30 protein-coding genes are annotated in these 26,481 nt (G+C 43.4%); 14 read left to right on the top strand and 16 right to left on the bottom strand.

Annotated elements, in window-relative coordinates; all coding sequences use genetic code 11:
• Positions 1–313: 313 nt before the first annotated feature.
• The 7 genes from prmA to mce form a co-directional block, all read right to left on the bottom strand.
• Entirely contained in the window at positions 314–1,150 is an 837-nt protein-coding gene (prmA, locus tag RHM67_RS09600) for a 50S ribosomal protein L11 methyltransferase (protein WP_322231970.1), read from the bottom strand.
• Positions 1,151–1,242: 92 nt separating this feature from the next.
• Positions 1,243–2,007, bottom strand: coding sequence for a triose-phosphate isomerase (tpiA, locus tag RHM67_RS09595; RefSeq protein WP_322231968.1), 765 nt, complete (start codon positions 2,005–2,007; stop codon positions 1,243–1,245).
• Positions 2,008–2,071: 64 nt separating this feature from the next.
• Positions 2,072–3,256, bottom strand: coding sequence for a putative sugar nucleotidyl transferase (locus tag RHM67_RS09590; protein WP_322231966.1), 1,185 nt, complete (start codon positions 3,254–3,256; stop codon positions 2,072–2,074).
• A gap of 64 nt (positions 3,257–3,320) precedes the next feature.
• Positions 3,321–3,566, bottom strand: a complete 246-nt coding sequence (locus RHM67_RS09585) for a type B 50S ribosomal protein L31 (RefSeq protein WP_252757383.1) — start codon at positions 3,564–3,566, stop codon at positions 3,321–3,323.
• A 168-nt stretch (positions 3,567–3,734) separates the two neighbouring features.
• Positions 3,735–5,126, bottom strand: coding sequence for a right-handed parallel beta-helix repeat-containing protein (locus RHM67_RS09580; RefSeq protein WP_322231964.1), 1,392 nt, complete (start codon positions 5,124–5,126; stop codon positions 3,735–3,737).
• A 150-nt stretch (positions 5,127–5,276) separates the two neighbouring features.
• A complete protein-coding gene (locus RHM67_RS09575; protein ID WP_322231963.1) occupies positions 5,277–5,414 on the bottom strand; it encodes a hypothetical protein in 138 nt (45 codons plus the stop codon).
• A gap of 346 nt (positions 5,415–5,760) precedes the next feature.
• Complete coding sequence (gene mce / locus RHM67_RS09570; RefSeq protein WP_322231961.1) at positions 5,761–6,171, bottom strand: methylmalonyl-CoA epimerase; 411 nt, start codon at positions 6,169–6,171, stop codon at positions 5,761–5,763.
• Positions 6,172–6,397: 226 nt separating this feature from the next.
• Between mce and RHM67_RS09565 the strand changes: the two genes are divergently transcribed.
• The 7 genes from RHM67_RS09565 (at position 6,398) to RHM67_RS09535 (ending at position 12,262) form a co-directional block, all read left to right on the top strand.
• Positions 6,398–7,609, top strand: coding sequence for an IscS subfamily cysteine desulfurase (locus RHM67_RS09565; protein ID WP_322231959.1), 1,212 nt, complete (start codon positions 6,398–6,400; stop codon positions 7,607–7,609).
• Positions 7,610–7,734: 125 nt separating this feature from the next.
• On the top strand, positions 7,735–8,148 hold the full coding sequence (gene iscU, locus RHM67_RS09560; RefSeq protein WP_128533183.1) for a Fe-S cluster assembly scaffold IscU: 414 nt from the start codon (positions 7,735–7,737) through the stop codon (positions 8,146–8,148).
• 128 nt (positions 8,149–8,276) lie between these two features.
• Complete coding sequence (locus RHM67_RS09555) at positions 8,277–8,603, top strand: HesB/IscA family protein (RefSeq protein ID WP_252757388.1); 327 nt, start codon at positions 8,277–8,279, stop codon at positions 8,601–8,603.
• Positions 8,604–8,736: 133 nt separating this feature from the next.
• Entirely contained in the window at positions 8,737–9,204 is a 468-nt protein-coding gene (locus RHM67_RS09550) for an NAD(P)H-dependent oxidoreductase (RefSeq protein WP_322231957.1), read from the top strand.
• Positions 9,205–9,258: 54 nt separating this feature from the next.
• Positions 9,259–9,588: a hypothetical protein gene (locus tag RHM67_RS09545; protein ID WP_322231956.1), complete on the top strand. Its 330-nt coding sequence runs from the start codon at positions 9,259–9,261 to the stop codon at positions 9,586–9,588.
• A gap of 463 nt (positions 9,589–10,051) precedes the next feature.
• A complete protein-coding gene (locus RHM67_RS09540) occupies positions 10,052–11,965 on the top strand; it encodes a long-chain fatty acid--CoA ligase (RefSeq protein ID WP_322231954.1) in 1,914 nt (637 codons plus the stop codon).
• Between the two features lie 75 nt (positions 11,966–12,040).
• A complete protein-coding gene (locus RHM67_RS09535; protein ID WP_322231952.1) occupies positions 12,041–12,262 on the top strand; it encodes a hypothetical protein in 222 nt (73 codons plus the stop codon).
• On the opposite strand, the gene RHM67_RS09530 is transcribed toward RHM67_RS09535, so the two are convergent.
• The 3 genes from RHM67_RS09530 to RHM67_RS09520 all read right to left on the bottom strand — a co-directional run bounded on the left by RHM67_RS09530 (position 12,263) and on the right by RHM67_RS09520 (position 14,663).
• Entirely contained in the window at positions 12,263–13,201 is a 939-nt protein-coding gene (locus tag RHM67_RS09530) for a Kelch repeat-containing protein (protein ID WP_322231950.1), read from the bottom strand.
• Between the two features lie 151 nt (positions 13,202–13,352).
• A complete protein-coding gene (locus RHM67_RS09525; RefSeq protein WP_322231949.1) occupies positions 13,353–13,973 on the bottom strand; it encodes a chloramphenicol acetyltransferase in 621 nt (206 codons plus the stop codon).
• Positions 13,974–13,979: 6 nt separating this feature from the next.
• A complete protein-coding gene (locus RHM67_RS09520) occupies positions 13,980–14,663 on the bottom strand; it encodes an HAD family hydrolase (RefSeq protein ID WP_322231948.1) in 684 nt (227 codons plus the stop codon).
• Between the two features lie 217 nt (positions 14,664–14,880).
• Here RHM67_RS09520 and lysS point away from each other — a divergent pair, with 217 nt between their 5' ends.
• Both lysS and RHM67_RS09510 read left to right on the top strand, forming a co-directional pair.
• A complete protein-coding gene (lysS, locus tag RHM67_RS09515; RefSeq protein ID WP_322231947.1) occupies positions 14,881–16,602 on the top strand; it encodes a lysine--tRNA ligase in 1,722 nt (573 codons plus the stop codon).
• Positions 16,603–16,898: 296 nt separating this feature from the next.
• Positions 16,899–17,138 carry a hypothetical protein gene (locus RHM67_RS09510; protein ID WP_252757395.1) on the top strand — a complete coding sequence of 80 codons (240 nt, stop codon included), beginning with the start codon at positions 16,899–16,901 and terminating at the stop codon, positions 17,136–17,138.
• Between the two features lie 19 nt (positions 17,139–17,157).
• On the opposite strand, the gene RHM67_RS09505 is transcribed toward RHM67_RS09510, so the two are convergent.
• The gene (locus RHM67_RS09505; RefSeq protein ID WP_252757396.1) at positions 17,158–17,712 is read right to left on the bottom strand and encodes a DUF2892 domain-containing protein; all 555 of its coding nucleotides are present in this window, start codon (positions 17,710–17,712) and stop codon (positions 17,158–17,160) included.
• 74 nt (positions 17,713–17,786) lie between these two features.
• Here RHM67_RS09505 and ung point away from each other — a divergent pair, with 74 nt between their 5' ends.
• On the top strand, positions 17,787–18,467 hold the full coding sequence (gene ung, locus RHM67_RS09500; RefSeq protein WP_322231946.1) for a uracil-DNA glycosylase: 681 nt from the start codon (positions 17,787–17,789) through the stop codon (positions 18,465–18,467).
• A 52-nt stretch (positions 18,468–18,519) separates the two neighbouring features.
• On the opposite strand, the gene RHM67_RS09495 is transcribed toward ung, so the two are convergent.
• Both RHM67_RS09495 and RHM67_RS09490 read right to left on the bottom strand, forming a co-directional pair.
• A complete protein-coding gene (locus tag RHM67_RS09495) occupies positions 18,520–19,161 on the bottom strand; it encodes a DUF2306 domain-containing protein (protein WP_322231945.1) in 642 nt (213 codons plus the stop codon).
• 137 nt (positions 19,162–19,298) lie between these two features.
• Positions 19,299–19,769, bottom strand: a complete 471-nt coding sequence (locus tag RHM67_RS09490; RefSeq protein ID WP_322231943.1) for an Lrp/AsnC family transcriptional regulator — start codon at positions 19,767–19,769, stop codon at positions 19,299–19,301.
• 129 nt (positions 19,770–19,898) lie between these two features.
• Between RHM67_RS09490 and RHM67_RS09485 the strand changes: the two genes are divergently transcribed.
• The 4 genes from RHM67_RS09485 (at position 19,899) to RHM67_RS09470 (ending at position 23,524) form a co-directional block, all read left to right on the top strand.
• A complete protein-coding gene (locus RHM67_RS09485) occupies positions 19,899–20,549 on the top strand; it encodes a metal-dependent transcriptional regulator (RefSeq protein WP_322231941.1) in 651 nt (216 codons plus the stop codon).
• Positions 20,546–22,450, top strand: a complete 1,905-nt coding sequence (locus RHM67_RS09480; protein ID WP_322231939.1) for an Nramp family divalent metal transporter — start codon at positions 20,546–20,548, stop codon at positions 22,448–22,450. Before RHM67_RS09485 ends, RHM67_RS09480 begins: the two co-directional genes overlap by 4 nt.
• A gap of 92 nt (positions 22,451–22,542) precedes the next feature.
• On the top strand, positions 22,543–22,992 hold the full coding sequence (smpB, locus tag RHM67_RS09475; protein WP_252757400.1) for an SsrA-binding protein SmpB: 450 nt from the start codon (positions 22,543–22,545) through the stop codon (positions 22,990–22,992).
• Positions 22,993–23,113: 121 nt separating this feature from the next.
• Positions 23,114–23,524 (top strand): ester cyclase, encoded by a 411-nt coding sequence (locus RHM67_RS09470; RefSeq protein ID WP_322231938.1) that lies wholly within the window; start codon positions 23,114–23,116, stop codon positions 23,522–23,524.
• A gap of 54 nt (positions 23,525–23,578) precedes the next feature.
• Here the strand turns inward: RHM67_RS09470 and RHM67_RS09465 are convergent, their stop codons facing one another.
• From RHM67_RS09465 to RHM67_RS09455, 3 genes are all read right to left on the bottom strand, one after another.
• Positions 23,579–24,235: a protein-L-isoaspartate(D-aspartate) O-methyltransferase gene (locus RHM67_RS09465; protein WP_322231937.1), complete on the bottom strand. Its 657-nt coding sequence runs from the start codon at positions 24,233–24,235 to the stop codon at positions 23,579–23,581.
• Positions 24,236–24,535: 300 nt separating this feature from the next.
• Positions 24,536–25,486: a hypothetical protein gene (locus tag RHM67_RS09460; protein ID WP_322231935.1), complete on the bottom strand. Its 951-nt coding sequence runs from the start codon at positions 25,484–25,486 to the stop codon at positions 24,536–24,538.
• An 18-nt stretch (positions 25,487–25,504) separates the two neighbouring features.
• Positions 25,505–26,464: a DUF6175 family protein gene (locus RHM67_RS09455; RefSeq protein WP_322231933.1), complete on the bottom strand. Its 960-nt coding sequence runs from the start codon at positions 26,462–26,464 to the stop codon at positions 25,505–25,507.
• Positions 26,465–26,481 lie beyond the last annotated feature (17 nt).

Raw genomic sequence — 26,481 nt, 5'->3', positions numbered from 1 at the left:
GCGGTTAATATTATTGCATTGTCACCAAGGCTTCATAATAATTATCCAACTTGGTTATAAAAAATATCTGCATACAGTTGTACTGTAATAAATAACATTACAATTAACAATGAACGGACGGTTACCTATAGCTATGCACATTATGACGTTACTTTGCACTTCGGGCTAAGTAACGAGTTGGAGAATAATCAGTTTGTTAAACAACGCTTCACTTTAGGCTACTAATTACCAGGATTAAACAGATTTTAATGATTACACCGATTTTGATTTGCAATCGGTGTAATCATTAAAATCAAAAAATAATCGGTGCACCCTACAATATAAATTTAGCTGCTACCCACTCTTTATCTTTTTTGTGGGTGATGTATTTGAGGTTGTATTTTCGGGCTTCATCGGTGATGATCTCGAGGTCGGGGTCTTCGTAAAAACCACTGAAATAGATCTCGCCATCGGGTTTCAGAACCTCGGCATAACGCTCCATTTGGTCTAAAAGGATATTACGGTTGATATTGGCCAGAATAATATCGTATTGCTCATCTGGGATAGTTTCTTTTGATCCGCAAAGGGCTTTTATGTTACTGATGTTGTTCAGTGCCGAGTTTTCGATAGTGCTGTCATAGCAAATATCGTCATAATCTATCGCGGTGATATCTTTAGCGCCAAGTTTGGCAGCAAGGATAGCCAGGATGCCTGTTCCACAGCCCATATCCAACACCTTTTTATCTACAAAATCATTCTCCAGCATCAGGCTCATTATCATGGCCGTGGTTTGGTGGTGGCCGGTGCCAAATGCCATTTTAGGGTCGATGATGATCTCGTGAGGGATATCCGTATTTCCTTCATGGAAAGTGGCACGCACAAAAACCTGGTCGCCTATCTGGATAGGCTCAAAATTACTTTCCCACACTTCGTTCCAGTTTTTTTGCGGGATGAGTGTGATATCGTAACTAAATGTGAAAGATTCGCGGTAGATCTCCAGCGTATTATCCAACAGCTCCTGATTAAAATTATCTACCGGGATATAGGCCTTAAAGCCAAGGTCGAGTTCCTCAAAAGTATCGAAACCGATATCCCCCAAAGCACTTATCAGCAAGTCCTGCTGGTAATCTTCGGTAGTGATGGTGGTGAAGAGTAATTCGTAGTAATTCATTGTTGTAGATATGAGTATTGAGATGTGAGATATGAGACTTAACAACCTAAGCAGCTTGTCTCAAATCTCATATCTAACATCTCAAATCTAAATTAGTTGAATGCTTTTACAATATCTGTAAAGTCGCGTGATTTTAGGGATGCGCCGCCAATAAGGCCGCCATCGATGTCCGCGCAAGCGAAAAGCTCTGCAGCGTTTTTAGGGTTACAGCTTCCACCGTAAAGGATAGTAGTGTCATCAGCAACCTGCTGACCGTATTTTGTAGCAAGTTCCGCACGGATAAACGCGTGGATCTCCTGCGCCTGGTCAGACGTTGCAGTAACGCCTGTACCAATTGCCCAAACCGGCTCATAAGCCAATACTATCTGGCCAAATTTATCGGCATCTAAATGGAAAACACCTTCTACCAACTGGCTTTTAATGATATTAAAATGCTCTTTAGCTTCGCGCTGCTGTAAAGTTTCGCCAATACAAAAGATAGGTTTTAAACCGTTTGCTAAAGCGGTATCGGTTTTTTTAGCTAAAAGCTCGTTGCTTTCGCCAAAATACTGGCGGCGTTCCGAGTGGCCAAGAATAACGTACTCGGCACCGGTAGACTTTACCTGGCGTGCAGAAACTTCGCCTGTATAAGCGCCGCTTTCGGCCTGGTGTGCGTTTTGCGCGCCAACAGCTACATTAGTGTAGCCTTTGGTTAACTGAGCCAAACTGTGCAGGTGAATAAAGGGGCTGCAAACTACAACCTGCTGGTTGCCGGTTGCTTCGTCTTTAACCATATTGGTTACTTCAGAAAATAGCGCTAAGCCTTCGCTGTAATCAAGGTTCATTTTCCAGTTTCCGGCTACAATTTTTTTTCTCATTTCTATATTATTTATTGATTTTAAGATTATTACGATTACACTGATTTACTAAAGCTTAGTCAATTTACTTATTTCTGTAAGCCCTAGTTAACTCGTACACCTCAGTTAAAATCGCCTTTTCGGCATCATCAAACTTGCGGTGCGGGCGGCGGGCAATAACACGGTCGGTAGTTTCCATCATCTTATCGAAACCGTACTCCACAAAGCCATCGGCCCCACCCCACGAAAAATCGGGGATGTAATTTGGCGGGTATCCTCCACCAAAAACGTTTGCGTTTACGCCTACAACCGTACCCGTGTTAAACATAGTGTTGATGCCGCTTTTGGCGTGGTCTGCCATAATAAGGCCGCAAAACTGCAGTCCCGTTGGGCGCATACTTTGCGTTGGGTAATCCCAAAGTTTTACTTCGCTGTAATTATTTTTGAGGTTAGAGTTGTTGGTATCGGCACCAAGGTTGCACCACTCCCCTATCACGGCGTTACCAAGGTACCCCTCGTGCCCTTTTGAGGAGTAACCCCAAACCACAGCGTTGTTAACCTCGCCGCCTATGCGGCAGTAAGGGCCAATGGTAGTAGCGCCATAAATTTTGGTTCCCATTTTTATCTGCGAGTATTCGCACAAAGCAAACGGGCCTCTAATGTTAGTACCTTCCCAAACCTCGGTATTGGCGGCTAAGTATATAGGGCCGTTTATGGTGCTGAAGGTACAGCATTCGGCTTTCGCGCCTTCTTCGGCGAAGAAATCATCGCCAATAATGGTATTGGTATTGCTCAGTTTGGCGCTTTTGCGGCCTTTGGTAAGCAGTTTAAAATCCTTACGGATCTCGGTATCGTTATTACGGAAAATGTCTTCGGGATGGGTTATTATTACTAACTCCCCGGTATAAACCGTTTCGTTAGAATATTTACCATACGGGTCGAAGTTGTTGGCGTAAACATCTTTCAGCTTAACGGCAACCAATTTATCCAGATACCTTAAAGCCTCGCCACTATTTAAATTATTTATAGCTGCAACCACAGCTTCATCCGGGCAAACAGCGCCATTGATAAAAATATTATCATCATGGATGTTCAGCGGAAACTTGCCTTGCAGGTATGCTTCGGTACGGAAAGAAAAGTCGGAGTTTAAATATTTGGCCCATTTTTCGGCGATTGTAAGGATCCCTATTCGCAGATCGGCAACCGGGCGGGTGTAGGTTAACGGCAGAAGGGTATTACGAGCGTCGTCGTCGAAAAGGATGATTGCCATGGGCCAAAAATAAAAAAAGTCCCCCGTTTTGCGGGGAACTTATAAATATTTATTAAAATATTGATTACCTGTTGTAACGTGTACGGAACTTATCTATACGGCCGGCAGTATCAACTAACTTCATTTTACCTGTGTAGAACGGGTGTGAAGTGTGTGAAATTTCTAATTTGATCAATGGGTATTCGTTGCCATCTTCCCATTTAACGGTTTCGCGGCTTTCGATACATGATTTGGTTATGAAAGAGTAGTCGTTTGACATGTCTTTGAAAACAACTAACCTATAGTTTGATGGATGCAGATCTTTTTTCATTGCTATTGTATACTTTTCTTTCTTATAAAAGAGGTGCAAATATACAAATAGTTTTTAAAAGTAAAAATAGGTTGATAAAAAGTTTTTAACACTGTGTTGATAGGTCCTGTTTGATAGTTTAATAGTTACTTTAAAACGTAAACTAACCCCTTTTCAGCGCCATAATTATCAATACTCTGTTGCACCAATGGCATAGGCACCAGACGGGCGCGCTTTGCCAAAATAATCGGTAGTAACGCCGTACACAGCTGTGTTTGCCCCGGCATTTATTAGCGGCGATGTTAATAGCAAATGAAAATCCCCGCCGCCATAGTTTATAAATTTACAGGTGTTAATATCAGTACTGCTATAATTATTGAAAGCCGTTAGTTTAACATCGGTGCTTTTTTTAGCTATCGCGACACCTGCTCCCGGGTTGATAATTACGTTATTGATAACCGTGTTCATTGGAATGGTTTCCGAGTTTAGTTTTATCCCGTTTTGGGCAGGCGCAACAATTGTATTGTTAATAAACACAAAACCCGGGCCCGGTGTGTACCTGGAGTCGGCAAAGATGCCGTGCGTCCTTGCATTTAGGATGTAGTTGTTAAATACTACGTTATCGCCAAGCCCCAAAACAATAATACCGTTACCGGGTGCATCTTTAATAAGGTTACCATAACATTTACCACCGGTACCTTCCCCTATTTGGATGCCGTTATCCTGGCCGCTTGCAAAAGGTTTTAATCCCGGCGATTTAATGGTATTACTGTAGATCTCGCAATCCGAAATGGCGCTGCCCACCTGGATGCCCTCGCAACCTGTAGAATCAAGCTGGTTATTGTATACCTTAACATTTACCACATCGTGCGGCAAAACCTTACCGCAAGCAATTGATACACCATCGGCATAAAACGAATTACCTATGTAAAGCCCCTCGCCGCCTGTTTTGTGGACATAATTATCATGTAGCGACACATTGCGCATGGTAAAATGCCCGCGCTGCGTGGCCACATCGCACGATGGGTCTGTTTTGGCCATAATGCCAGCGAAACCGCTATTACGCACCTCCACATTGGCAATTTCAAAGTCGCTGCTCAGGTCGTCCATCGTTATGCCGATGTTGCCACCGTTTACATCAAACCCATATTTAACGCCGGCAGCGCCATTGCCCAGTATTTTAATATACTGGCAGTTTTGCGTTTTAAAAGCGTACGAAGCCGTAGTTGCAGCAGTGAAAGTAACCCTCCCCCCTTTGTTTATGATAGTTATAGGGCTTGCGGCTGTCCCCTTAAAATTTTTAAGCAATAGCGCGCCACGTGTACCTGCCGGGATACAGATCACCGAACCGGGACCGAACGTTGCCCCGTCAAGCGACCAGTCGGAAGCTTTTACAGTGTAGGAGCAGGTATTTGCGGATATAGTTTGCGTTGGGTTACCGGCATTTGGGGTAGGGCCTGTTGCCGTTGCTAACGGGGTGGTATCAGCCGTTTTTATAATTTTTGCTACATCTTTTGAACACATCACAAAAGATAGTACTACCATTACACCTGCCATCCATCTCACTAAGTATCTTTTCATGCTCTAATCAATTGGGACATTATACGTTGGTTTTTTAATAATGTTATGGTGGAGTGAAGATTAAAAATTGAGTTTTTGCCTATAATGTAGAAGGCTGAAAGCGCAGAATGCGATAATTCGAGTCGCCCTTGAATAAAAGTGTTTCTTTGGCTACCGCTGTATCAGCAGCTTTTTATCCAAGGTTACGTTCTCATTAAAACTTAACTGCCCCTTAGCTTCCGTGATTTTAATGTTAATAGTTGCGTAACCGTTTATAATTTGCTTTTCACTTACGTGATCAATTGGCATACCCATTAGTTTAATGTAAAATTCGGGCCGCTTTGAGAAAAACACTATAACCGAATTATTAGTCCATAATGATGGTAGGTTTTTATAGCATGTAGAATCCCCTGAATTTAAACCAGAAAATGTAATTTCTTTATTATCATAGATAACTGCTATTTTAGTAAATGCTATTTTGCCTATATTTTTTATTCTTACATTAACCCCTGTTTGTGATGTTTTACAAGGGCTATCTTTTAGCTCGGCCTGTGGGATAATTAAATAATGTGTTTTACAACTGCTAAAAATGATTGTAAATTAAGATCAGTCTTATACATTTCATCTTGTTCTCAATTCAACAACTGCTCCCCCTTCAATGAGTTGGGGGGGCCTCCTGGCACAACTCAATCAAAACTCCGTTCGTCCCTTTGGGGTGTACAAAGCAAACCAGTTTATTATCCGCGCCTTGCTTGGGTACATCATTTAGCAAAACAAAACCTTCGGCTTTCAGGCGGGCCATTTCGGCTACAATATCGGTAACGTCAAAGGCAATATGGTGGATGCCTTCGCCGCGTTTTGCTATAAATTTGGCTATGGGGCTATCAGGGTTGGTGGCTTCCAGCAGTTCTATTTTATTAGGGCCTGCCTGTAAAAATGCAGTTTTAACGCCTTCGCTTGCCACATCCTCTGTTTTATAAACGGTTGTGTTCAGCAATTTTTGGTAGATATCCCCGGCCAACTTAAGACTATTAACCGCAATGCCGATATGTTCTATTTTATTCATTTAGTTTAATCAATTGGTGAATTAGTGATTTATTGAATTAGTGATTTGAAAGGCATTGGTTTATTATCCATACAGGCGACACCTTTTAGCTTTTACCTTTCAGCTTTCGCCTCTCCCCCCCACCATGTCCAAATATTGTAAATAAATGGCAGGTAAATGCAATATATAGCGGCATACAGATGTAAAAGTAAAACTTTGCGTATATTTGTATTGTTAATTTTTAATCATGAATATTCCAATTTATTTAGATAATAACGCTACAACACCTATGGATCCAAGGGTGCTTGAGGCTATGCTGCCTTACTTTAACGAAAAGTTTGGTAACGCGGCAAGCCGTAACCATCCGTTTGGCTGGGTAGCTGAAGAAGGCGTTGATTATGCACGCGAGCAGGTTGCAAAACTTATTGGTGCTACCGAAAAAGAGATAATCTTTACATCGGGCGCTACCGAGTCTGACAACCTGGCTATCAAAGGTGTGTTTGAAATGTATAAAGAAAAAGGCAACCACATCATTACCACGGTTACCGAACATAAAGCAGTGTTAGATGCCTGTAAACACGTTGAAAAATTGGGTGGTAAGGTTACTTACCTGCCGGTTAAAGAAGACGGACTTGTTGACCTTGCTGTATTAGAAGCAGCCATGACGGCAGACACCATTCTGGTATCTATCATGTACGGTAACAACGAGATAGGTGTTATACAACCTGTTAAAAAAATTGCGGCAATCGCACACAAATACGGCGCTTTGTTTATGACCGATGCTGTACAGGCAGTTGGTAAGATCCCGGTTAATGTTATCGAAGACGGCATCGACCTATTAGCTTTATCGGCACATAAAATGTATGGCCCTAAGGGTGTTGGTGCATTATACGTACGCCGTAAAGGCCCGCGCGTTAAAGTAACCGCCCAAATGGATGGTGGCGGCCACGAGCGCGGCATGCGTTCCGGTACCCTTAACGTACCCGGTATTGTAGGCTTGGGTAAAGCTTGCGAAATTGCAGGCTTAGAAATGGAAAGCGAAGCTATCCGTTTATCCGGCTTACGCGATAAATTAGAAAAAGCATTAACTGTACTGGAAGAAAGCTATGTGAATGGTAACGTGGAACACCGCTTACCGCATGTTGCCAATATCTCTTTCAAATATGTTGAGGGCGAAGGTTTGATGATGGCCATGAAAGATCTGGCGGTATCATCAGGTTCGGCTTGTACATCGGCTTCATTAGAGCCATCTTACGTTTTAAAAAGCTTAGGATTATCTGATGACCTTGCACACTCATCTATTCGTTTCGGCCTTGGCCGTTTCACTACCGAGGAGGAAGTTGATTACGCTGTAGAAGTGACCAAGAATGCGGTTACCAACCTACGCAATATGTCGCCACTTTGGGAAATGTTTAAAGAAGGCATCGACCTTGACTCGATTGAGTGGGCAGAACACTAATTTAATTTGAAGATGTGGTAATTTGAAGATTTGAAAATTACCTGCATCATCAAACAATGTTATAAATTTGATTTGAAAGTATTTTCAAATCATCAAATTTTTAAATTCACTAAATAAATAAAGCTATGGCTTATTCAGATAAAGTAATTGACCATTATACTAACCCCCGCAATGTGGGCACGTTAGATAAAAGCAGCCACAAGGTTGGTACCGGCCTTGTTGGTGCACCTGAGTGTGGCGACGTTATGCGTTTGCAGATCCAGGTTGATGAAAACAACATCATCACCGATGCTAAATTTAAAACCTTTGGTTGCGGTTCGGCAATCGCTTCTTCATCTTTAGCTACAGAGTGGCTTAAAGGTAAAAGCGTTGACGATGCCATGAAGATCGACAACATGGATATTGTAGAAGAGCTTGCCCTTCCGCCGGTTAAAATTCACTGTTCGGTTTTAGCAGAAGATGCTATCAAAGCAGCCATCAACGATTTCCGCGTTAAAAACGGCATGGAACCAATCGTTCTTGAAAAATCACACCACTAATTTTTAGTATCAAATACATAGTATCAAGTATATAGATACTGTGTATGATGGTATTAACTATGAAGTAGTGGCTTAGTATTTAGACATATGTCTTGATACTTGCTACTTGATACTAACTACTAAATAAAATGGTAACTGTAACTGATAAAGCAAAAGCTAAAATAGATAACCTGATGCAGGGTAGCGGGCTTGATGCCTCGTACTTTCTGCGGGTTTCTGTACAGGGCGGCGGCTGCTCTGGTTTATCTTACAACCTCGATTTTGATAACGAGGAGAAAAAAGGCGACCAGTTTTTTGAAGACCGAGGCGTACGCTTCGCGCTGGATATGAAATCGTTTTTATACCTGGCCGGTACCGAGCTTGATTTTAGCGACGGACTGAACGGTAAAGGCTTTAACTTCCACAACCCAAATGCCACACGCACATGCGGTTGCGGCGAAAGTTTCTCGGTTTAGGCTTCTCCCCGGCTCTATCCAGAAGAGAGGGTGAAAAGAAAAATTGGGATTAGGCGAAAGTTAATAGTTTATTAACAGATATATTAAAAAGGTTGATTACATTTAGGTAATCAACCTTTTTTGTTTTTAGGCTATGGAAAACAGATCACTTGTCATACTGGGCAGTAACCGCAAAAACAGCCTCACCGAGCAAATAACCCGCAAGGCCTTAGGCCAAACCGACTTTGATATGATCGATCTGCTCGACCATAAAATTGCCTACTACAACTACGACGGCCACTACCCCGCCGATGATGAATTTGAGGCCATCATCAGCAAAGCACTGCCTTACAGCAACATCATTTTTGCCACCCCGGTTTACTGGTACAGCATGAGCGGCGTAATGAAGGTATTCTTCGACAGGCTTACCGATCTCATCACCATAAAAAAAGACCTTGGACACGATTTGAAAGGCAAATCGGCCTCTATGATAGCCGTGGGCGTAGACCCTGCCATCCCCGATGGATTCGAGATCCCATTTAAACATACCGCCGCGTATTTGGGCATAAAGTATAAAGGGTGTAATTATTATGCGACGAAAAGTATACCTAATTATAGTTAATAAATCTTTATAATCATTAAATCTCTTTCAGATCCATGATGGAAATATAATAATATGAGTTTTAAAATCAGAAATCCATGGAATTACATATTTCCAATTGTAGTTTGTTTATTAATAATCGGCGGCTATATTAATAAAAATCTTCAACCCAAACTCGTTGAAACATGGCATTTTAAAGGGCCCGTTGAAAAAGTAAAATATAATATCCAAGGTACTCCATTAGTTACCATTCGGAATAAAGAGTATAATTTACATTGGACTACATGGCACAATGATGCTAAGATATATAAGGGTGACACCTTAATAAAAGAAAAGGGAGACCGAAGAGTAAAACTTATCAGACAAAATTCGAAAGATACCATTTACTTCAACACGAGCGAATAATGTTGAATTGATTTTGGAGTACCTTTAAGCATACCGCCGCGTATTTGGGGATACAGTATAAAGGCTGTAATTTTTTGTCGCCGCAGGGTCTCACATCGTGGACCCTGCGATGCTTTACATATAATCCAATTCTTTTGCAGGCTTATTTTAAGTCGAAAAGATGTCATATTGAACCTAAAAAACAAGGTGTCCCATTCCGTCCCATTCAGAAACGAGTGGGACACTCTGCCTAATTTATTTAACAATCTAATTATAAATTACTTAGATATGAATAGCTAAAGTAAATGTCCGCCAAAATTAGCCATTTTGAAATTCGCAAATATTTGAATATCAATTATTTAACAAGCTTTCCGTTGTTATATAATATTTAGTGGGACACCCGGCAATTGACAAGCATTATGCTGTTTTTAATTAAATGTAAAATAATTAGCTTTGTTAGGTATAAACCTGATATATAAACTTAATGAATATTGTTGCTGAGCAATCTACCATACCGGAACTGATCCGTAATATTGTTGCGAACATACATCCCGAAGACCATACGTTTCTGATCCACAAGGTAAAAGATACCTGGGTAGAAATTTCTTATAAACAAGCGATCGAGAAGATCGACGCCATATCTGCCTGGTTCATCAACATCGGCATCCAAAAGGGCGACAGGCTGGCCCTCATCATCGAGAACGGCCCCGATTACATTTATTACGACCAGGCCCTGCAGCAACTTGGCGCGGTAAATACCTCTATTTACCCTACCCTATCCGAAGCGGAGATCGAATACATCCTGAACGACTCGGAAGCCCGCACCATCCTTGTCGGTAACCCCTTCCTGTTCCGTAAGGTGCTAAAGATCGCCAATAACTGTAAATCACTTATTCGCATTATCCCGAATTTTGAAGGCTTCGAAAAATTTAGCGATGCCCTGCAACTAAACGCGGGTGTGGTTGGCTTTAAACAGGTTATTGAAGAAGGCTTGACCATGGTTAACGGCAAACGTTCGGCCATAAACGCCGCCCGCGAAGCTATCCTGCCTACCGATCTATCTTGTTTGATCTACACATCGGGCACCACAGGCACGCCAAAAGGTGTGATGCTTACCCACCACAACCTTACCGAAAATTGCAGGGTTAGCCTGTACCAGATTCCTATTATTGAGAAGGACGATATGTTCCTGTCGTTCCTGCCGCTATCGCACGTGTTTGAGCGCACTGCAACATACTATATTTGTATGAACAAGGGTTGTACAATCGCTTTCGCGCAAAGCCTGGAGCTTTTAGCCAAGAATATGGCCGAGGTTAAGCCAACCGTAATGTGCTGCGTACCGCGATTGCTGGAGCGCATCCATGACCGCGCCATGAAGAATGGCCTGGCTGCAGGTGGCATGAAGACCAAAATCTTTACCTGGGCGCTAAAAATTGGCCAGGCGTATAGGTTAGCGAATGAGGCAGGCAAAAAACCGGGCATCATTCTAAGTGCCGAGCAGAAGCTGGCTAACAAGTTAGTGTTCAGTAAAATTAAGGAGAAAACGGGTGGGCGCTTAAAGGTATTGCTATCTGGTGGTGGCGCATTACCTAAAAACGTGGGTGAGTTTTTTGGCAACATCGATATTAAATTACTGGAGGGTTTTGGATTGACCGAAACCTCACCAATCATGTCTATCACGGAGGATAAGCGCATCATTTACGGTACCGTAGGCCGCATCATCCCGGGCATTGAGGTAGGCATCCAGAATGTGGATACCAAAAAGATCTACACCAAACAAACCTATGATAACTTTAACCCGAATTTAGAAACAGAAGAGGGCGAGATCATCGTGCGCGGGCATTGTGTAATGAAGGGCTACTGGAAAAAGCCCGAAGAAACCGCCGCGGTTATTGATGCTGATGGCTGGTTCCATACCGGTGACATTGGCCGCTTCTTTAGAGGGAACCTGCAAATTACCGACAGGCTGAAGAACATGCTGGTAAATGCCTATGGTAAAAACGTTTACCCTACCCCGGTAGAGAACACTTACCTGAAAAGCCCAAAAATTGAACAGGTATTTTTAATTGGCGATAAGCGCGAATACATTACCGCCATATTGGTGCCGAGCCGCGAAACCCTGCAGGAAACCTTTAAAATGGGCGATGATTTCTTTGAAAAATCTGACGTATTTGTCGAAGACAAAGAAATTGTGGACTGGATAAAGCAGGATGTTAAAAAATTCTCTAACGAGCTGGCAAAATTCGAGCGCATCAAAAATTTCAAGGTAAAACGCACACCTTTCAGCATGGAAGCGGGCGAGATAACCCCTACCCTTAAAGCAAAACGCAAGGTGATTGAGAAGAAATACGCGGAAGCGATAGATGAATTATATTTAGAAGACATAGAAAAAGAATAAAATGAGGTTGATTTAAAAATCAATAACGAACATCTTGAGGAAATAAGCAAGCTTGCGAAAAGTCAGATTGACTTGTTGATTCAAACTGAAGCTGAAGCAATAGCTAAGGAATTTGACAATGACAAAGAAAGAATTGAACGCTATAAGCTTTCTATAGATAATATGTCGAAATTAATTGGCAAGGGCACTGAAATACATCCAAGTTTGCTTGCTCCAGAAAATGTTTCTAATCTTTTCCCTGCATATAAAAACTTGAATTTGATAGAATCAAAAACTAAAAAGATTTCAAATGAATAGCTAATTAACTTTTCTCGGTGTAAACTTCCAAAAATCTTTTAAAACACCGGGGTTGCCTGTGCCCACGTAACCAATGCCATCAATGGCAAAACTCACCATATCGTAACGGCTATTGCCGGGGAAAACGGTTATTTTGGCCCATCTATCATTGTCGGTATCATACCTGAACCAATCGTCGGCAGTGGCGTCAACGGTCGATCCAAAACCTATGTAGCCATAAGTATCTATAGCAAACTGACCTGAAAATGCCCGCCCTTTGCCTGTAAAATCGGCTTTCTTTGTCCACTTATCTATAGCCGGGTCGTATTGCCAAAAGTCTTTTGCTGCAATTTCCGGGGAAGCACCGCCGGTGCCGGCATATCCCTTGCCACCAATGGCAAATGCCGCCACGCCAAAACTACCTGTGCCGGGGTAATCTGTAACGCGTGTCCATTTGTCTGTAGCCGCATTGTATTTCCAAAAATCTTTAAAATTTGCATTATAAGCGTTATCGGTACCCAGGCCCATATAGCCGGTGCCGTTTATTTCAAAAGCGATAACATTCTCGCGCTCGCCGCCTGCAAAATCGGCTTTGCGGGTCCATTTATCGGCAGCAGGGTCATATTCCCAAAAATCATTGTTTTGGGGGATTTCATCGCCCGGGGTTGCAAGTCGCTGGCCGTAGCCGGTACCTACATAGCCTTTGCCGTTAATTGCAAATCCTCTGATATACTCAGCAGCCTGGCCCGGGTAATCGGCTTTTTGTGTCCATTTATCTGTTTTAGGGTCGTATTCCCAAAAATCGTTGATCAATTGCGAATTAAAACCACTCGCCGCGTTTCCACCCAATATATATCCTTTACCTCCTATGGTAAACCCAAACGAGCGCACCCGGCCCACTCCGGCAAAATCGCCCAGCTTTGTCCAGTAACCGGGCAACCCATTTGCAGAGTTCGGCACAAAGGGTTTATCTTTTTTGCAGGAAATTAATGTTGATACTACTAAAAGTAATATGCAGGCTTTTTTAAACATATAATTGGTGACTATGTAAATATATCATTTACATTTTACACATCAATATACGCTAAAGAATGATATTCAGTTGCTTGTGCTATTTATTAAGCAGATCCTGGAACAGGTCTATAAACTCGCCCACGTGGCGGCCATCAGCCAACCCATGATGCACCGTTACGGATACGGGCATCAGCTTTTTGCCACCTACCTCAGTCACTTTACCTAACGATACCTTGGGCATGCTATCCTTAAAAGAAAAACTGCGGGCATGGGTTAAGCCCGTAAAATTTACCCATGGGATGGCGGATACATGCAGCACGTTGTAAACCATTCTCAACTCAAGTCCCGGGTTGCCTTTAACGCGCTCTAGTTCCTTTTGCGCATCGGCAACAAATTCAGTAAAGTCGGGCTTGTAATCTACATATGAGAAGCCGAAAGTCGTGTCGGGCTTAGCAACGGTAGTAGAGCAGTTGATGGTATCGTACAGAAAGATCTCGCCATCCTCCACACGATATTTAAACGCTTCGATTTTATTGGCAGCCTCTAAAATGCAGTGCAGGTAATATAAAAAGAAGGATACGCCCTGCTCCTTCGCCCTTTGGTAGGCGATGGTGACATCTACATTTACGGTAGCGCCAAAAAGCGGTTCTTCGAAACTGTTAAAAAATTCAAAATGAGCTTTACGGTACCAGGTATCCAGGTCAATCTTTGTTTTCATACTAAATTATAGGTACGCTAAAATGTCTTTAATGGTAACGGCGCTTTTAAAACGCTCGTTATCTATACTGTCTTCAATTTGCTCGTGCGCCCAGGTGATATGGTAAGGCACATGCACGGCGTGGCCGCCAATATTCAGCACCGGCATAATATCGCTTTTGAGCGAGTTGCCCACCATCAGCAATTCATCGGGCCGGATATCCAGGTGTTTGATCAGCTTCAGATAATTGGCATCATCCTTCTCACTCATGATCTCTATATGGTGAAAGTAAGGGCTAAGTCCCGATTTTTTTAGCTTGCGCTCCTGGTCCAGCAGGTCGCCTTTGGTAGCTACTACTAAACGGTATTTGCCTTTTAGCTTGTCAAGTACACCCTCTACACCATCCAATAATTCGATAGGTTGGTTAAGCATTTGCTTGCCCAGGTCTATGATCTGGTTCACCACCTCAATGCTCAGGGTGTTCTGGGTGATGTTCATGGCGGCTTCTAACATCGATAGGATGAAGCCTTTTATGCCGTAGCCGTAAAGGCCAAGATTTTCAATTTCGATCTTTAAAAGTTCGCGCTGTAGCTCATGCTCCGATGCGTATTGCTGCAACAGGATGCAAAACTGCTCTTCGGTTTGCCTAAAATAGGGCTCGTTCACCCAAAGGGTATCATCGGCATCAAAGGCGATAACTTTAATATTCATGGGGGCGAAGTTAAGGAATTAGTGGAAAATTTCCTGTCATGGTGAGCTTGTCGAACCATTTACAAAGCGGTTAAGTCTTCTACAGGCTCAGACTGGCACACCTATTTGTATGTTGCTTTTCACTCTGTCTCAATTCTCATATCTAACATCTCAAATCCCATACATATCTCACCTAAAAATCCTATTTTTGCAGCCTTAATAAATACCCTTTTACAATATGAGTATTGCACTATCCGAACAGGAAATTATACGTCGCGAATCTTTACAAAAATTACGCGAACTGGGCATAAACCCCTATCCTGCCGAAGCTTATGATGTGACCGCGTGGGCACAGGACATTAATGACAATTTTGAAGCTACCCCGGATAGGTATAAACAGGTTACCATAGCCGGCCGCATCATGACGCGCCGTATTATGGGCAACGCTTCCTTTTTTGAAGTACAGGATAGTACCGGCCGCGTGCAGATCTACATCAAACGCGATGATATTTGCCCCGATGAAGATAAAACCCTTTACAATATTGTATTTAAAAAGCTTTTAGATATTGGCGATTACGTGGGCATTAAAGGCTACGTTTTTTTGACCCAAACCGGCGAGATCTCGGTACATACCCAGGAGCTTACCGTGCTTTCCAAAGCACTTAAACCACTGCCTGTTGTAAAACGCGAGGAAGATGGTACCATCCACGATGGTTTTACCGACCCCGAAATGCGTTACCGCCAGCGTTATGTGGATTTAACCGTTAACCCGGAGTATAAAAATATATTCATCAACCGTTCTAAGGTGATCACCGCTATGCGTAATTACTTTAACGGCCAGGGTTGGATGGAGGTAGAAACGCCTATCCTGCAGCCTATCCACGGTGGCGCTGCTGCCCGCCCGTTCACCACGCACCACAACACGCTGGATATGCCGCTATTTTTGCGTATTGCTAATGAGCTTTACCTCAAACGCCTTATTGTAGCCGGTTTTGATGGTGTGTACGAGTTTGGCAAGATGTTCCGTAACGAGGGTATGGACCGTACCCACAACCCGGAGTTTACCGCCATGGAGATCTATGTAGCTTATAAAGACTATATATGGATGATGGCTATGGTGGAGGAATGTTTGGAAACCGTTGCTAAAGCTGTTCACGGGATCCCTGTGGTACAGGTTGGCCAAAACGAGATAAACTTTGCAGGCCCGTACGAGAAACTATCGATGTATGATTCTATCCTGAAATATACCGGTATAGATGTATCTGCCATGGACGAAGAAGGCTTACGTAAGGTTTGTACTGAGTTGGCTATTGAAGTGGATGCCAGCATGGGTAAAGGCAAACTGGTAGACGAGATTTTTAGCGCCAAAGTTGAGCACAACCTGATCCAGCCGACATACATCACCGATTACCCTATCGAAATGACGCCGCTTGCTAAAAAGCACCGTACAAAAGACGGTTTGGTAGAGCGTTTCGAACTGTTCGTGAATGGTAAAGAGATAGCTAACGCTTATTCGGAGTTAAATGACCCGATAGACCAACGCGAACGTTTTGAAGAGCAGTTGATATTAGCCGGCCGAGGCGATGATGAGGCCATGGCGATGGACGACGACTTTTTACGTTCACTGGAATACGGTATGCCGCCAACATCAGGCCTTGGTATTGGTATCGACCGTTTGGTGATGCTGATGACCAACCAAAGCACTATTCAGGAAGTATTGTTCTTCCCGCAAATGCGTGCCGAATACAAAGCTAAAGTAGCATCAGCCGATGATTTTGTAAACATTGGGATACCTGCAGAATGGGTACCGGTACTAAATAAAATGGGCTTCAACACCGTTGAAGAATTAAAAGCAGGCAACCCCAACAAGGTATTTAACGACCTTGGCGGCATGCGCAAAAAAATGAAACTGGAAATAGCTATGCCTGCAAAAGAAGCGGTGATGGCTTGGTTTGAATAGGAATTAGTTTATGGTTCATGGTAGGAACTTGGTAAAACAAAAAAAGTGCGCTGAAACAGCGCACTTTTTTTGTTTTATCTGTCCGCGCGTCATTGCGAGGTACGAAGCAATCTCTTTAAGCAAAGCCAGTATTGCAAGGTGTACAATTGTCCTAAAGAGATTGCTTCGTACCTCGCAATAACGGGATGTAAATCAACCCGCTACCCCCCATCTCTTAACAAAAAGATAAAGGGAATGAAACTTTCAATTAATAGTAGTTGTTGAATTTTATAGCGGACACACTATAATTGAATACCATGACAAATTCTATCCTTGAAATAACCGACAGCGAATACCTGATAAAACTTAACAGGAGTAATTTCGACCTGTCATTTATCCGTAGCCTGCTAAAAATGGTTGAGGTATCTAAACCCGCGAAAGCTAAATTGAACGATGCGGACAGCGGTTTTTATAACCACATTGTCGACAGGCACATCGAGCCATCAGAAGGCCACTCGTCTGAGCCTGATTATTACAGCAACCTCGACGAGAAATAAGCTTCCTTATAATTCTTCTTTAGAATTTTTGACGGAAACCGCCGCGTACTACCTGCTGCTTATCCATCTGTGCCATCTGGCCCTTCATCATCTTTATCTGGTCGGCAAGCAATTTGTTCTTGTCTTCCTTGGCTGCTTCTTTCAGGTAAATTTCGGCTTCGCGCTTGTTTCGTTTAGCCATTGCTATACCCGCCAGGCTCAATTTAGCTAATGCGATATTATGCGACATGCCCATACCCAATTGCAGGGCTTTCTTGAAGTATTTTTCTGACTTTAACGGCGCAGTGCGCGATTCTATTAAGCCAATAAGCAGGTTGTAATAACCATGCTGGCTTTTGTAAAGTTGTTTTTCGTAATCGGTGATCTTTGCAAGGGCAAGTTCTGCTTTGGCAGAGTTCTCTTTACGCAGGTAAAATTGCGCAAGCAGCATATTCTCGTTAAAAAAGAAGGTAAGCAAAGCGATGCCACCTAATAAAAACAGAGTGATTCCCCAGCCCCAAAAGCCAAAGGCGCATAGCGTAACACCCGCACCCATTATAACACAAGCAATAATTAACCTAACTATATTCGACATAATTTGTATTAGTATAAAACAGTGTGCAAATATCGTTATTTGTAAGCTAAATAAAACATCAGTATTTAATATTTATGGCCGGAGAATTAGAACCATCGTGGAAAAACCATTTAAGCGCGGAATTGGAAAAACCATACATGCATGATCTTAGAACCTTCCTCAAAGCGGAGAAGGATGCAGGCCATGTTACCTACCCCCGCAAGGCCGATATATTCAATGCTTTTAACATCACCCCGTTTGATGATGTGAAGGTGGTGATACTGGGGCAGGACCCCTACCATGGCCCAAACCAGGCGCATGGGCTATCGTTCTCAGTGCAACAGGGTGTGGCTGTACCACCATCGTTAAAAAACATTTATAAGGAACTGGCTACCGATATCACAGGCTTTACCATCCCCCAAACCGGCGACCTTACCAAATGGGCTGAACAAGGCGTACTATTATTAAACGCCACGCTAACCGTAAGGGCAGCCACAGCAGGCTCGCACCAAAAAAAGGGTTGGGAGAAATTTACCGATGCGGCGATTAAAACTTTGTCGGACGAAAAGAAAGGCATCGTATTCATCCTGTGGGGAGCCTACGCGCAATCAAAGGCGGCGCTCATCAACCCAAATAATAATCATTTGGTTATCAAGTCAACCCACCCATCACCACTGGCGGTAAGCCATGGCGGGTTCTTTGGGTCGAAACCTTTTTCTAAAACAAACGAGTTTTTAGAGAAAGAAGGTAAAGCGGAAATTGATTGGCAGATATAAGGAGCGAGGCAAGATATCAAGAACCAAGACTCAGGATATAATGCTTACTGCCTTACACCTGCTGACTTATCAAGGCAGGTGTATCATTTCTTTTATTGATAATAATAAGCGCGACGATAAGATTAGGCACCCAGCATAACCAGGAAACAATGCGATAAGCCGGGATAAAATCATGGAAAACAAAAGCGGATAGTAACGGTAACCAAATGCGCAAGGTAACAGCTGCAAACGTGAGCGCATAATTACAGATCATCCATTTTTGATGTTGACTGACATGGCCCTGCCTGATTGTGCTGTATGCCTTTACATCACTAATCAGCCAGATAATGGCTAACGAGCCAAAACCCAATACACAGATCAGTCCACCCGTGGCAAAGAATGCGATGTACAATCCCGCTATGCTACTTAGCGCTACCGCTATAACATATATTTTGCCTACAAGCCGATGTGCATTTAAGTAACGCCGGCGCAAACGGGCGCTAAACTGCGTCCAACCAACTAAAAGCGCTATCCCGCCACAAATAATGTGAATATAAAAAGCGATGTTCCAGATCCCGCTATCCAATATGGCTTTTGGTTTTGACTGCAACAAACCGTTAGATCGCATATCAATCAAAAAATAAAGTAATGGATAAAGGCCTATAGCAATAGCAAAAAAAGCGAATGGGATCCAGGGTAGGTTTTTAAGTTTCATTGCTGTTTAGACAACCAAAACCATAATTGTTACAGCGGAGATTAATGGCACAAACATGAAGATACTAAACAAAAAATGTGCAGATGATACATTAAAGTCATCTGCACATTTACATATATGCACATTCGCACATCTCCTTAGTATTCCAAAGGCACTATCGGCTCTTTTTTACTCGTGCTCATGATCATCATAGTTTGGAAGGTTTTTACCACGGTGATGCGGCTGATCTTCTCCATAATGAGTTGTTCGTACGACTTAATGTCGCGCACGTAAACTTTCAGCAAAAAGTCGCACTGGCCGGTAACGTGGTGGCACTCGGTAACTTCTTTAATGCTTTGGATCTCGTCCAAAAATGTTTGGATGGTGTTCTTTTGGTGGAAATCCAGCGAAATCTGTATAAAAGTTTTGATGCCTAAGCCGAGCTTTTCTTCGTCGACAAGGGCATGGTAGCTTTTTATGAAATGCGCGTTTTCCAGTTTGCGCACACGCTCTAAAGTTGGCGCGGGCGATAAGCCTATTTCATTCGATAGCTGCAAGTTAGTGATGCGGCCATTTTCCTGTAAAATCTTAAGTATCTGTAGGTCTATTTTATCTAATTCTTGAGCCATGGTACGTGCAAATATAAAGCATTCTATATCCCACAAAATATAATTTTTTAAAAAACTATTCCAACAAAACATATTATATATTTATTTGTATTTTTAGACAAGCCTAAAAATTTAATTAGATTTGCTTAAATGTATACTTTAGCCGAAGAAAACTATTTAAAAGCCATTTACAAGCTATCCATGGTAGCCGAGAATGTGAGCACTAACCAAATCGCGGCCGAGCTGGCAACCAAGGCCTCGTCGGTAACGGACATGCTGCGGAAGCTTGCCGAGAAGCTTTTGATCAATTATACCCGTTACCAGGGCGTTAGCTTAACCCAAACCGGAGAAAAGGTGGCGGTGAACATCATTCGCAGGCACCGCCTTTGGGAATATTTTTTGGTGGAGAAGCTGAACTTTAAATGGGACGAGGTGCACGAGATGGCCGAAGAAATGGAACATATTTCCTCTACCGAACTAATTGACCGGCTAGATGAATTTATGGGCTTCCCCACCCGCGACCCGCATGGCGACCCGATACCTGATAGCCAGGGCAATTTTAAACAGAATGATCTTAAACCAATTTCGGCAGTTGATGTTAATGTTTGCGGGATCATATCCGGCGTTAGGGACCACTCCTCGGTGTTTTTGCAGTACCTGGAAAAGCAACAACTCACCATCGGCAAAAAAATAACGGTGAAAGAGATCATCACTTATGACAACACGGTAATACTACAAATGGACAATAAAGATTTACAAATAAGCCGCGATGTGGCCAACAACCTGCTAATAGCCTTATGACCAGTCAACAGCATGATAGCCACTCGTTAGGCAACGTACACAACACCGTAATTACCGAAGGTAAAACCGGCTGGCGCAAGCTACTCTCCTTTTTAGGCCCCGCTTATTTAGTAAGCGTTGGCTACATGGACCCGGGCAACTGGGCTACCGACCTTGCCGCCGGCAGCCAGTTTGGCTATAAACTGATCTGGGTGTTACTACTCTCCAACCTGATAGCCCTGCTGCTGCAAAACCTTGCAGTAAGGTTAGGAATTGTAAGAGGATTGGACCTTGCCCAGGCGTCTAAACAAACTTACCCCCGTTTTGTAAACTTTTGCCTGTATATACTGGCGCAAATAGCCATCATAGCCTGCGATTTGGCCGAGATCATTGGTATGGCAATAGGTTTAAATCTACTTTTTGGCTTACCGCTGATCTGGGGTGTATCCATAACTTTATTAGATACCTTACTTTTACTATTCCTGCTTAACAAAGGCATGCGCAAGTTGGAGGGCTTTATTATCTCCCTTATATTTATAGTGGGCTTCGCGTTTTTATTGCAGATGTTTATTGTGCAGCCCAACGTTATAGATATTGCCAAAGGCTTTATGCCAACCAAGCTGAACAGTACATCGCTATATTTGGCTATTGGGATTATCGGTGCTACGGTGATGCCGCATAACCTGTACCTGCATTCCTCACTGGTGCAAACCCGCAAGATAAACCGCAGCGAGGAGGGCATTAAAACCGCCATCCGCTATAACTTTTGGGATACCACCATCGCGCTTAACCTTGCTTTTTTTGTAAATGCCGCTATATTGATATTAGCTGCAAGCGCGTTTTTCGGGCATGGTTTCCATGAAGTTGCCGAGATACAGGATGCACATAAGTTGCTGACCAACATCTTCGGCAAGCTGGCCCCTGCGTTGTTTGCTATAGCGCTGATAGCCGCCGGGCAAAGTTCTACCGTTACAGGTACGCTTGCAGGCCAGATCATCATGGAAGGCCACTTGAACCTGCGGATAGCCCCTTGGCTGCGCCGCTTGCTAACGCGATTACTTGCTATAATCCCGGCATTTTTTACCATACTCCATTTTGGGGAAGAAGGCTTAGGCAAGCTGTTGATACTAAGCCAGGTGGTGCTTAGCCTACAATTAGGTTTCGCCATTATCCCGCTCATCCACTTTACATCGGATAAGAAGCGCATGGGCAAATTTGCCACCAGTGTTCCTTTAAAAATACTGGCCTGGGTTTTCGCTACGCTAATAGTAGGGCTAAACGTAAGGCTGGTGATACAGGAGATAGAAACATGGGCTGCGGGTAGCCCCGGCTCGGCTAATTTGGTGCACTTTGTGATATCGCCCATCGCAGTGGGGGTCGGTTTGCTGTTAGTATATGTGTTCCTGCGCCCGTTGCTTTACAAGCATACCGACCATTCTGTTTATGTACCACACGGCATCGCGGCAGCACTGGATAATCTGGAAGCGGTGAATTATAACCAGATAGGTGTCACCATCGATTTTTCGAAGAACGACCAGGACACTATACGCCACGCTTTGATGCAGGGTGGTAAAAAGGCGCACTACAACCTCATCCACGTGGTAGAAACCGCCGGGGCACGATATTACGGCAAGCAAGTAATGGATAGCGAAACCCAAAGTGATGTAGACAATTTGGAGAAATATGTTGATACCTTAATTAAATTGGGTTACAAAGCCGAGGCTAAGATCGGCTTTGGCAGCGCGGCATCATCCATAGCACAAATTGTAAAAGAAACTGAGATAGACTTTGTGGTGATGGGTTCGCACGGGCATAAGGCCCTAAAAGACCTGATATTTGGCACTACTGTTGATTCGGTAAGGCATAAGGTGAATGTACCGGTACTGGTTGTGAAACCTCAACAGAAGAGAAAAGACATTTAGAGTCAAGAATCAAGACAAAACGGAGATTGCCAATAACTCGGCATTTTCTGAACTACTCTTGAGTCCTATAAATATTGCATATTTGCAGCGTAATGGAGCAGAACTTATACATCAAAAATAAAAAGGCATATTTTGAATACCATATACTGGATAAGTACACGGCCGGCATACAGCTTTTAGGTACCGAAATAAAGTCGATCCGCGAAGGTAAGGCCAACGTGAACGATGCCTTTTGCACTTTTATTGGCAACCAGCTTTATGTACGTAATCTGCATATTTCCGAATATTCGATGGGTTCGTTCTATAACCACGAAGCCAAACGCGACCGCATCCTGCTGCTCAACAAAAAAGAATTAAAAAAGCTACTAACCCGCGGCGAAGAAAAAGGCTTAACCATAGTCCCGCTTGCACTATTCATCAGCGAACGCGGTTTTGCTAAGCTGGAAATAGGCCTCGCCCAGGGTAAAAAGACTTTCGACAAACGCGAAACCATGAAAGAGCGCGACACGAAGATCGAGATGGACAGGGCGATGAAACGGTAGGTTAAGAAACCAAAACAATAAGATTTAAACAGAAGGCCGTTTATTCCTAAATGGCGTGGGTATTATTTCAAAAACCCGGTTCTTGGCTTCACTATTGTATGATATGTTGAAATATCATATCATGAGTAAAGAAGCAAATATAGAAGCACAGAAAAAATTTGGCGAAGCCGTAAACAACGGGAACCTGGAAGCATTAAAAGATGTTGTTGCCGAAGGTTCTGTAGACCATGACCCGGCAGACGGACAAGTTGCAGGCCCGCAGGGTTACATTGATTTTTTCACTGAGTTACGCACCGCCTTCCCCGATGTAAAAATTGAAGTAAAACATTTAGTAGCTGATGATGAAAATGTAAGTTTTGCTTATGAAGTTACCGGCACACATAATGGTGATTTTATGGGTATTGCGCCTACCGGAAAAGCCATTAAGGCACGTGGTATGCAAATAAGCAAATTCGAGAACGGCAAAATGACCGAGCGCTGGGGAAGCTCAAACGAATTAGGAATTTTAAAGCAGTTAGGTAAAAAGATTTAGAAAGGCTATAGTGAGCTGGTAGTAGGTATATTAAGTGCAAACTGCCAACTGACCTTACCAGGCCCGGTCCCCCACCAATGGCACAAACCTGAACGTATCCAGCACATGCCTTTCATAATCATGCTCGGCGGTTTTTAGGACGGTTACCATCTTTTGGGATTTTTCATCGCCCACCGGGATAACAAGGATGCCGCCTATTTTGAGTTGTTTTAACAATATTTCGGGAACGGTTGGTGCACCGGCGGTTACGATGATCTTGTCGTAGGGAGCATCTTCGGCAATACCTATTGAACCATCGCCCAAAAAGAACTTTGGTTTATAGCCCATGTAAGGCAACACCTGTATGGTGCGTTCGTATAATTTTTCCTGGCGCTCTATGGTGAACACTTTGGCGCCAACTTCCATCAGCACGCAAGTTTGGTAGCCGCAACCTGTACCTATCTCCAGCACTTTATCGCCTTTTTGAATGTGTAACAGTTCGGTTTGATAAGCTACCGTATAGGGCTGCGAAATGGTTTGCCCGGCCCCTATCGGGAAGGCAATATCCTTGTAAGCCTGGTTCCAGAAAGTTTCATCGAAAAAGTAATGGCGGGGCACCTTACCAATGGCATGCAACACCCTTTCGTCCTCGATACCCTTTTTGCTGAGTATCTCAACCAGTCGTTTCCGTGCCCCTTGTTCGCGGTAATTATCAATAAATTTGTACGCCATTGCAAAGGCAAAGTTATATAAAAAGCCGGCAAATTTGCCGGCTCCCTGTGTAATATGCTACCGCCTTGCAATAAAGCTTTGGCAGTTAACCATTAAGGTTTTTAACATGTTCAGGCATTCACTTTGCTCACCTGTGTTTTCAATTTAGGCTAAAGCCAATTAGTTCATTTGCATTAACCGTTGGCTAAAGCCACCGGCAATGAATGAAATATAGCTTTCATTCATTGTAGCCCCATTTATGGGACGGATAAGTAACAGCATTAATTGGCTTCAGCCAAACGATAATATGCATTACAGTATTTACCACCAGCCATGCACGTTATATACTGTAGTGCGTGGCTGTGCCGCATAGGCTACAGCTACATCGCGCGCGGCGTTAATAATACTCATGTCGTTCTTTTGCTCCTGCAGTTTAAAGCTCCACTCGCGGTTATCAATTTCCTTTACGCGTTTGCCCATCTGCGCAATAAATACTTTTACTTCTTTATAGCAAGTTGCTGACGGGTCTATTTGTTGCAAAATCTCGCCTGCAGCATTCGCGCCATTCACATCCTGGTTGGCGGTGAACACGGTTTTAGCCTGTGCTAATTTCACCGAACAAGCCTTCTCTATTTGCTTTTTATAGATAGGTGCAACCTGCGCCATGGAACGGGCATAGCAGTTAGTGCATGCCTGTGGTACAGACGTAAGGTTATAAATAGCCTCTTCCATACGGCCAGTATTGGCAAGTGTTTGCGCTTGTTTGATGATCACATCGCAATGGGTATTGTAGTAGGCAATGATCTTCTCTTTACCTTTTTCTACAAAAGCCTGCAGTTTTGGGCTATCCAGGCTGATGTTTTTAAAAGCGTTGATATAAGCCTTGGCCTCGTTCTCGCCAACACCTTTTACCGATAATATCGTACTGGCAAACTTGGTGCCCTCGTAACCATCACCAATATACAGGTTAACATCAAGCACTAAAGCGGTCATCGGTGGCGCGGTAGATAGCATGTCTTTACTGGCCACTACAATATTGGAAGTGATGATAAAGCGCTGGCCTTCGTCGCCGCCAAAACCGTTTTGGCTAATGATCTGGTTTAGTTTGTTGCCAAGCATATTGCGCGCAGCATCCGGCAGGCCCTCAACCTGGTCCGGTATGTAAGCCGCAAGAGTTACTTTGCCGCGATCGTTAGACGGTGCTGGTCTTTTTTGCGCATAGCTCCCCACAACAATAAGAAGCGACATGCAGGTTATGATCAATTTTTTCATGGTTGTTTCTTTTGAATTTTATTTTTCACCAAGTACAATTACCGCCTGCCCCAGGCCTTTAGCCGTAAGCTTATTCACAATGGAATATGGCGCAGCAGCCAGCATTTTTTGCAGGCCGCGGGTAAACCCACGGGCATCAATGGCGTTGCCATTTGCATCATATAAAGGGATACGCACCTGCTCAAACAACATCGCGTTCTCAGTCGCGTCGGTATTGCTAAAGCGGCCTTTAAGCGAGTTGGCACGTACCCAATCCTCAATAACTACGTTAAGCTCTTTGCCACCATATTCGGTTTCAAGATCGTTTTTCCACGAATCGAATTTTTTGATACGGATGATGATCTCACGGCCATTGGCAAACAGATCATCAAAATGGCGTTGCAGGCCAACATTAAAGTTGTCTATCTTATCGGCAACAGCTTCCTCAAGCAATACAGCGGTTTCTGCCGAAAACGACGGGTTACCCGTGCCACCGGCAGTTGCAACTTCTTTATCGCTGTAAGCATCAATTCCCTGCAGGGTGAAGCGTACTGATTTTTTAGGGCCGGTCTTCAACACGTCCCAGGTCAATTGAATAATAATATCTGCTTTGGCTACCTTTTTCAGTTTATCCATCGGGCTTTCAGATACACCTGCACCGCTTTTTGAGGTAAGCACGGCATTTTCAGCACGTTCAGATTCAAGTGTTTTAACAACCGATTCCATGTTCTTCAACGGGAACCCACGGTCGGCCATCATACCGTTTATTTTGCTGATCACGGCCAGCAAGTCGTTGTTTTCCTGGAATGCACGTTTATAATCAGGGATCTTTACTTTGGTGCCCTGGTCGTCATAGGTGGTCATGTACCCGTTTGTATTACACCAAACATCACTTGGCACAACCATAATAGTTGGCTTTTTGGCCTGCGCAAACCCTGCGGTTGCCGCGCCCAATATCATTACTAATAAAAGGGCTATTTTAATTATCTGTCTTTTCATTTATTAGGGATATGAAT

The organism is Mucilaginibacter sp. 5C4 (assembly GCF_034345625.1).
Classification (GTDB): Bacteria; Bacteroidota; Bacteroidia; order Sphingobacteriales; family Sphingobacteriaceae; genus Mucilaginibacter; species Mucilaginibacter aurantiaciroseus.
Note: the sequence above shows the minus strand (reverse complement) of the source record. Positions and strands in the feature narration are given on the sequence as shown.

Bases quoted from the DNA above. Each gene is read 5' to 3' on its own strand.
- prmA (WP_322231970.1), bottom strand. From the start codon at position 1,150: ATGAATTACTACGAATTACTCTTCACCACCATCACTACCGAAGATTAC.
- RHM67_RS09455 (WP_322231933.1), bottom strand. From the start codon at position 26,464: ATGAAAAGACAGATAATTAAAATAGCCCTTTTATTAGTAATGATATTG.
- RHM67_RS09495 (WP_322231945.1), bottom strand. From the start codon at position 19,161: ATGAAACTTAAAAACCTACCCTGGATCCCATTCGCTTTTTTTGCTATT.
- RHM67_RS09575 (WP_322231963.1), bottom strand. From the start codon at position 5,414: ATGCCAATTGATCACGTAAGTGAAAAGCAAATTATAAACGGTTACGCA.
- RHM67_RS09460 (WP_322231935.1), bottom strand. From the start codon at position 25,486: ATGAAAAAATTGATCATAACCTGCATGTCGCTTCTTATTGTTGTGGGG.
- tpiA (WP_322231968.1), bottom strand. From the start codon at position 2,007: ATGAGAAAAAAAATTGTAGCCGGAAACTGGAAAATGAACCTTGATTAC.
- RHM67_RS09520 (WP_322231948.1), bottom strand. From the start codon at position 14,663: ATGAATATTAAAGTTATCGCCTTTGATGCCGATGATACCCTTTGGGTG.
- RHM67_RS09490 (WP_322231943.1), bottom strand. From the start codon at position 19,769: ATGGCTCAAGAATTAGATAAAATAGACCTACAGATACTTAAGATTTTA.
- RHM67_RS09465 (WP_322231937.1), bottom strand. From the start codon at position 24,235: ATGGCGTACAAATTTATTGATAATTACCGCGAACAAGGGGCACGGAAA.
- RHM67_RS09470 (WP_322231938.1), top strand. From the start codon at position 23,114: ATGAGTAAAGAAGCAAATATAGAAGCACAGAAAAAATTTGGCGAAGCC.
- RHM67_RS09590 (WP_322231966.1), bottom strand. From the start codon at position 3,256: ATGGCAATCATCCTTTTCGACGACGACGCTCGTAATACCCTTCTGCCG.
- RHM67_RS09540 (WP_322231954.1), top strand. From the start codon at position 10,052: ATGAATATTGTTGCTGAGCAATCTACCATACCGGAACTGATCCGTAAT.
- smpB (WP_252757400.1), top strand. From the start codon at position 22,543: ATGGAGCAGAACTTATACATCAAAAATAAAAAGGCATATTTTGAATAC.
- mce (WP_322231961.1), bottom strand. From the start codon at position 6,171: ATGAATAAAATAGAACATATCGGCATTGCGGTTAATAGTCTTAAGTTG.
- RHM67_RS09555 (WP_252757388.1), top strand. From the start codon at position 8,277: ATGGTAACTGTAACTGATAAAGCAAAAGCTAAAATAGATAACCTGATG.
- ung (WP_322231946.1), top strand. From the start codon at position 17,787: ATGGCCGGAGAATTAGAACCATCGTGGAAAAACCATTTAAGCGCGGAA.
- RHM67_RS09565 (WP_322231959.1), top strand. From the start codon at position 6,398: ATGAATATTCCAATTTATTTAGATAATAACGCTACAACACCTATGGAT.
- RHM67_RS09580 (WP_322231964.1), bottom strand. From the start codon at position 5,126: ATGAAAAGATACTTAGTGAGATGGATGGCAGGTGTAATGGTAGTACTA.
- RHM67_RS09480 (WP_322231939.1), top strand. From the start codon at position 20,546: ATGACCAGTCAACAGCATGATAGCCACTCGTTAGGCAACGTACACAAC.
- RHM67_RS09545 (WP_322231956.1), top strand. From the start codon at position 9,259: ATGAGTTTTAAAATCAGAAATCCATGGAATTACATATTTCCAATTGTA.
- RHM67_RS09550 (WP_322231957.1), top strand. From the start codon at position 8,737: ATGGAAAACAGATCACTTGTCATACTGGGCAGTAACCGCAAAAACAGC.
- RHM67_RS09510 (WP_252757395.1), top strand. From the start codon at position 16,899: ATGACAAATTCTATCCTTGAAATAACCGACAGCGAATACCTGATAAAA.
- RHM67_RS09505 (WP_252757396.1), bottom strand. From the start codon at position 17,712: ATGTCGAATATAGTTAGGTTAATTATTGCTTGTGTTATAATGGGTGCG.
- RHM67_RS09585 (WP_252757383.1), bottom strand. From the start codon at position 3,566: ATGAAAAAAGATCTGCATCCATCAAACTATAGGTTAGTTGTTTTCAAA.
- RHM67_RS09525 (WP_322231949.1), bottom strand. From the start codon at position 13,973: ATGAAAACAAAGATTGACCTGGATACCTGGTACCGTAAAGCTCATTTT.
- iscU (WP_128533183.1), top strand. From the start codon at position 7,735: ATGGCTTATTCAGATAAAGTAATTGACCATTATACTAACCCCCGCAAT.
- lysS (WP_322231947.1), top strand. From the start codon at position 14,881: ATGAGTATTGCACTATCCGAACAGGAAATTATACGTCGCGAATCTTTA.
- RHM67_RS09485 (WP_322231941.1), top strand. From the start codon at position 19,899: ATGTATACTTTAGCCGAAGAAAACTATTTAAAAGCCATTTACAAGCTA.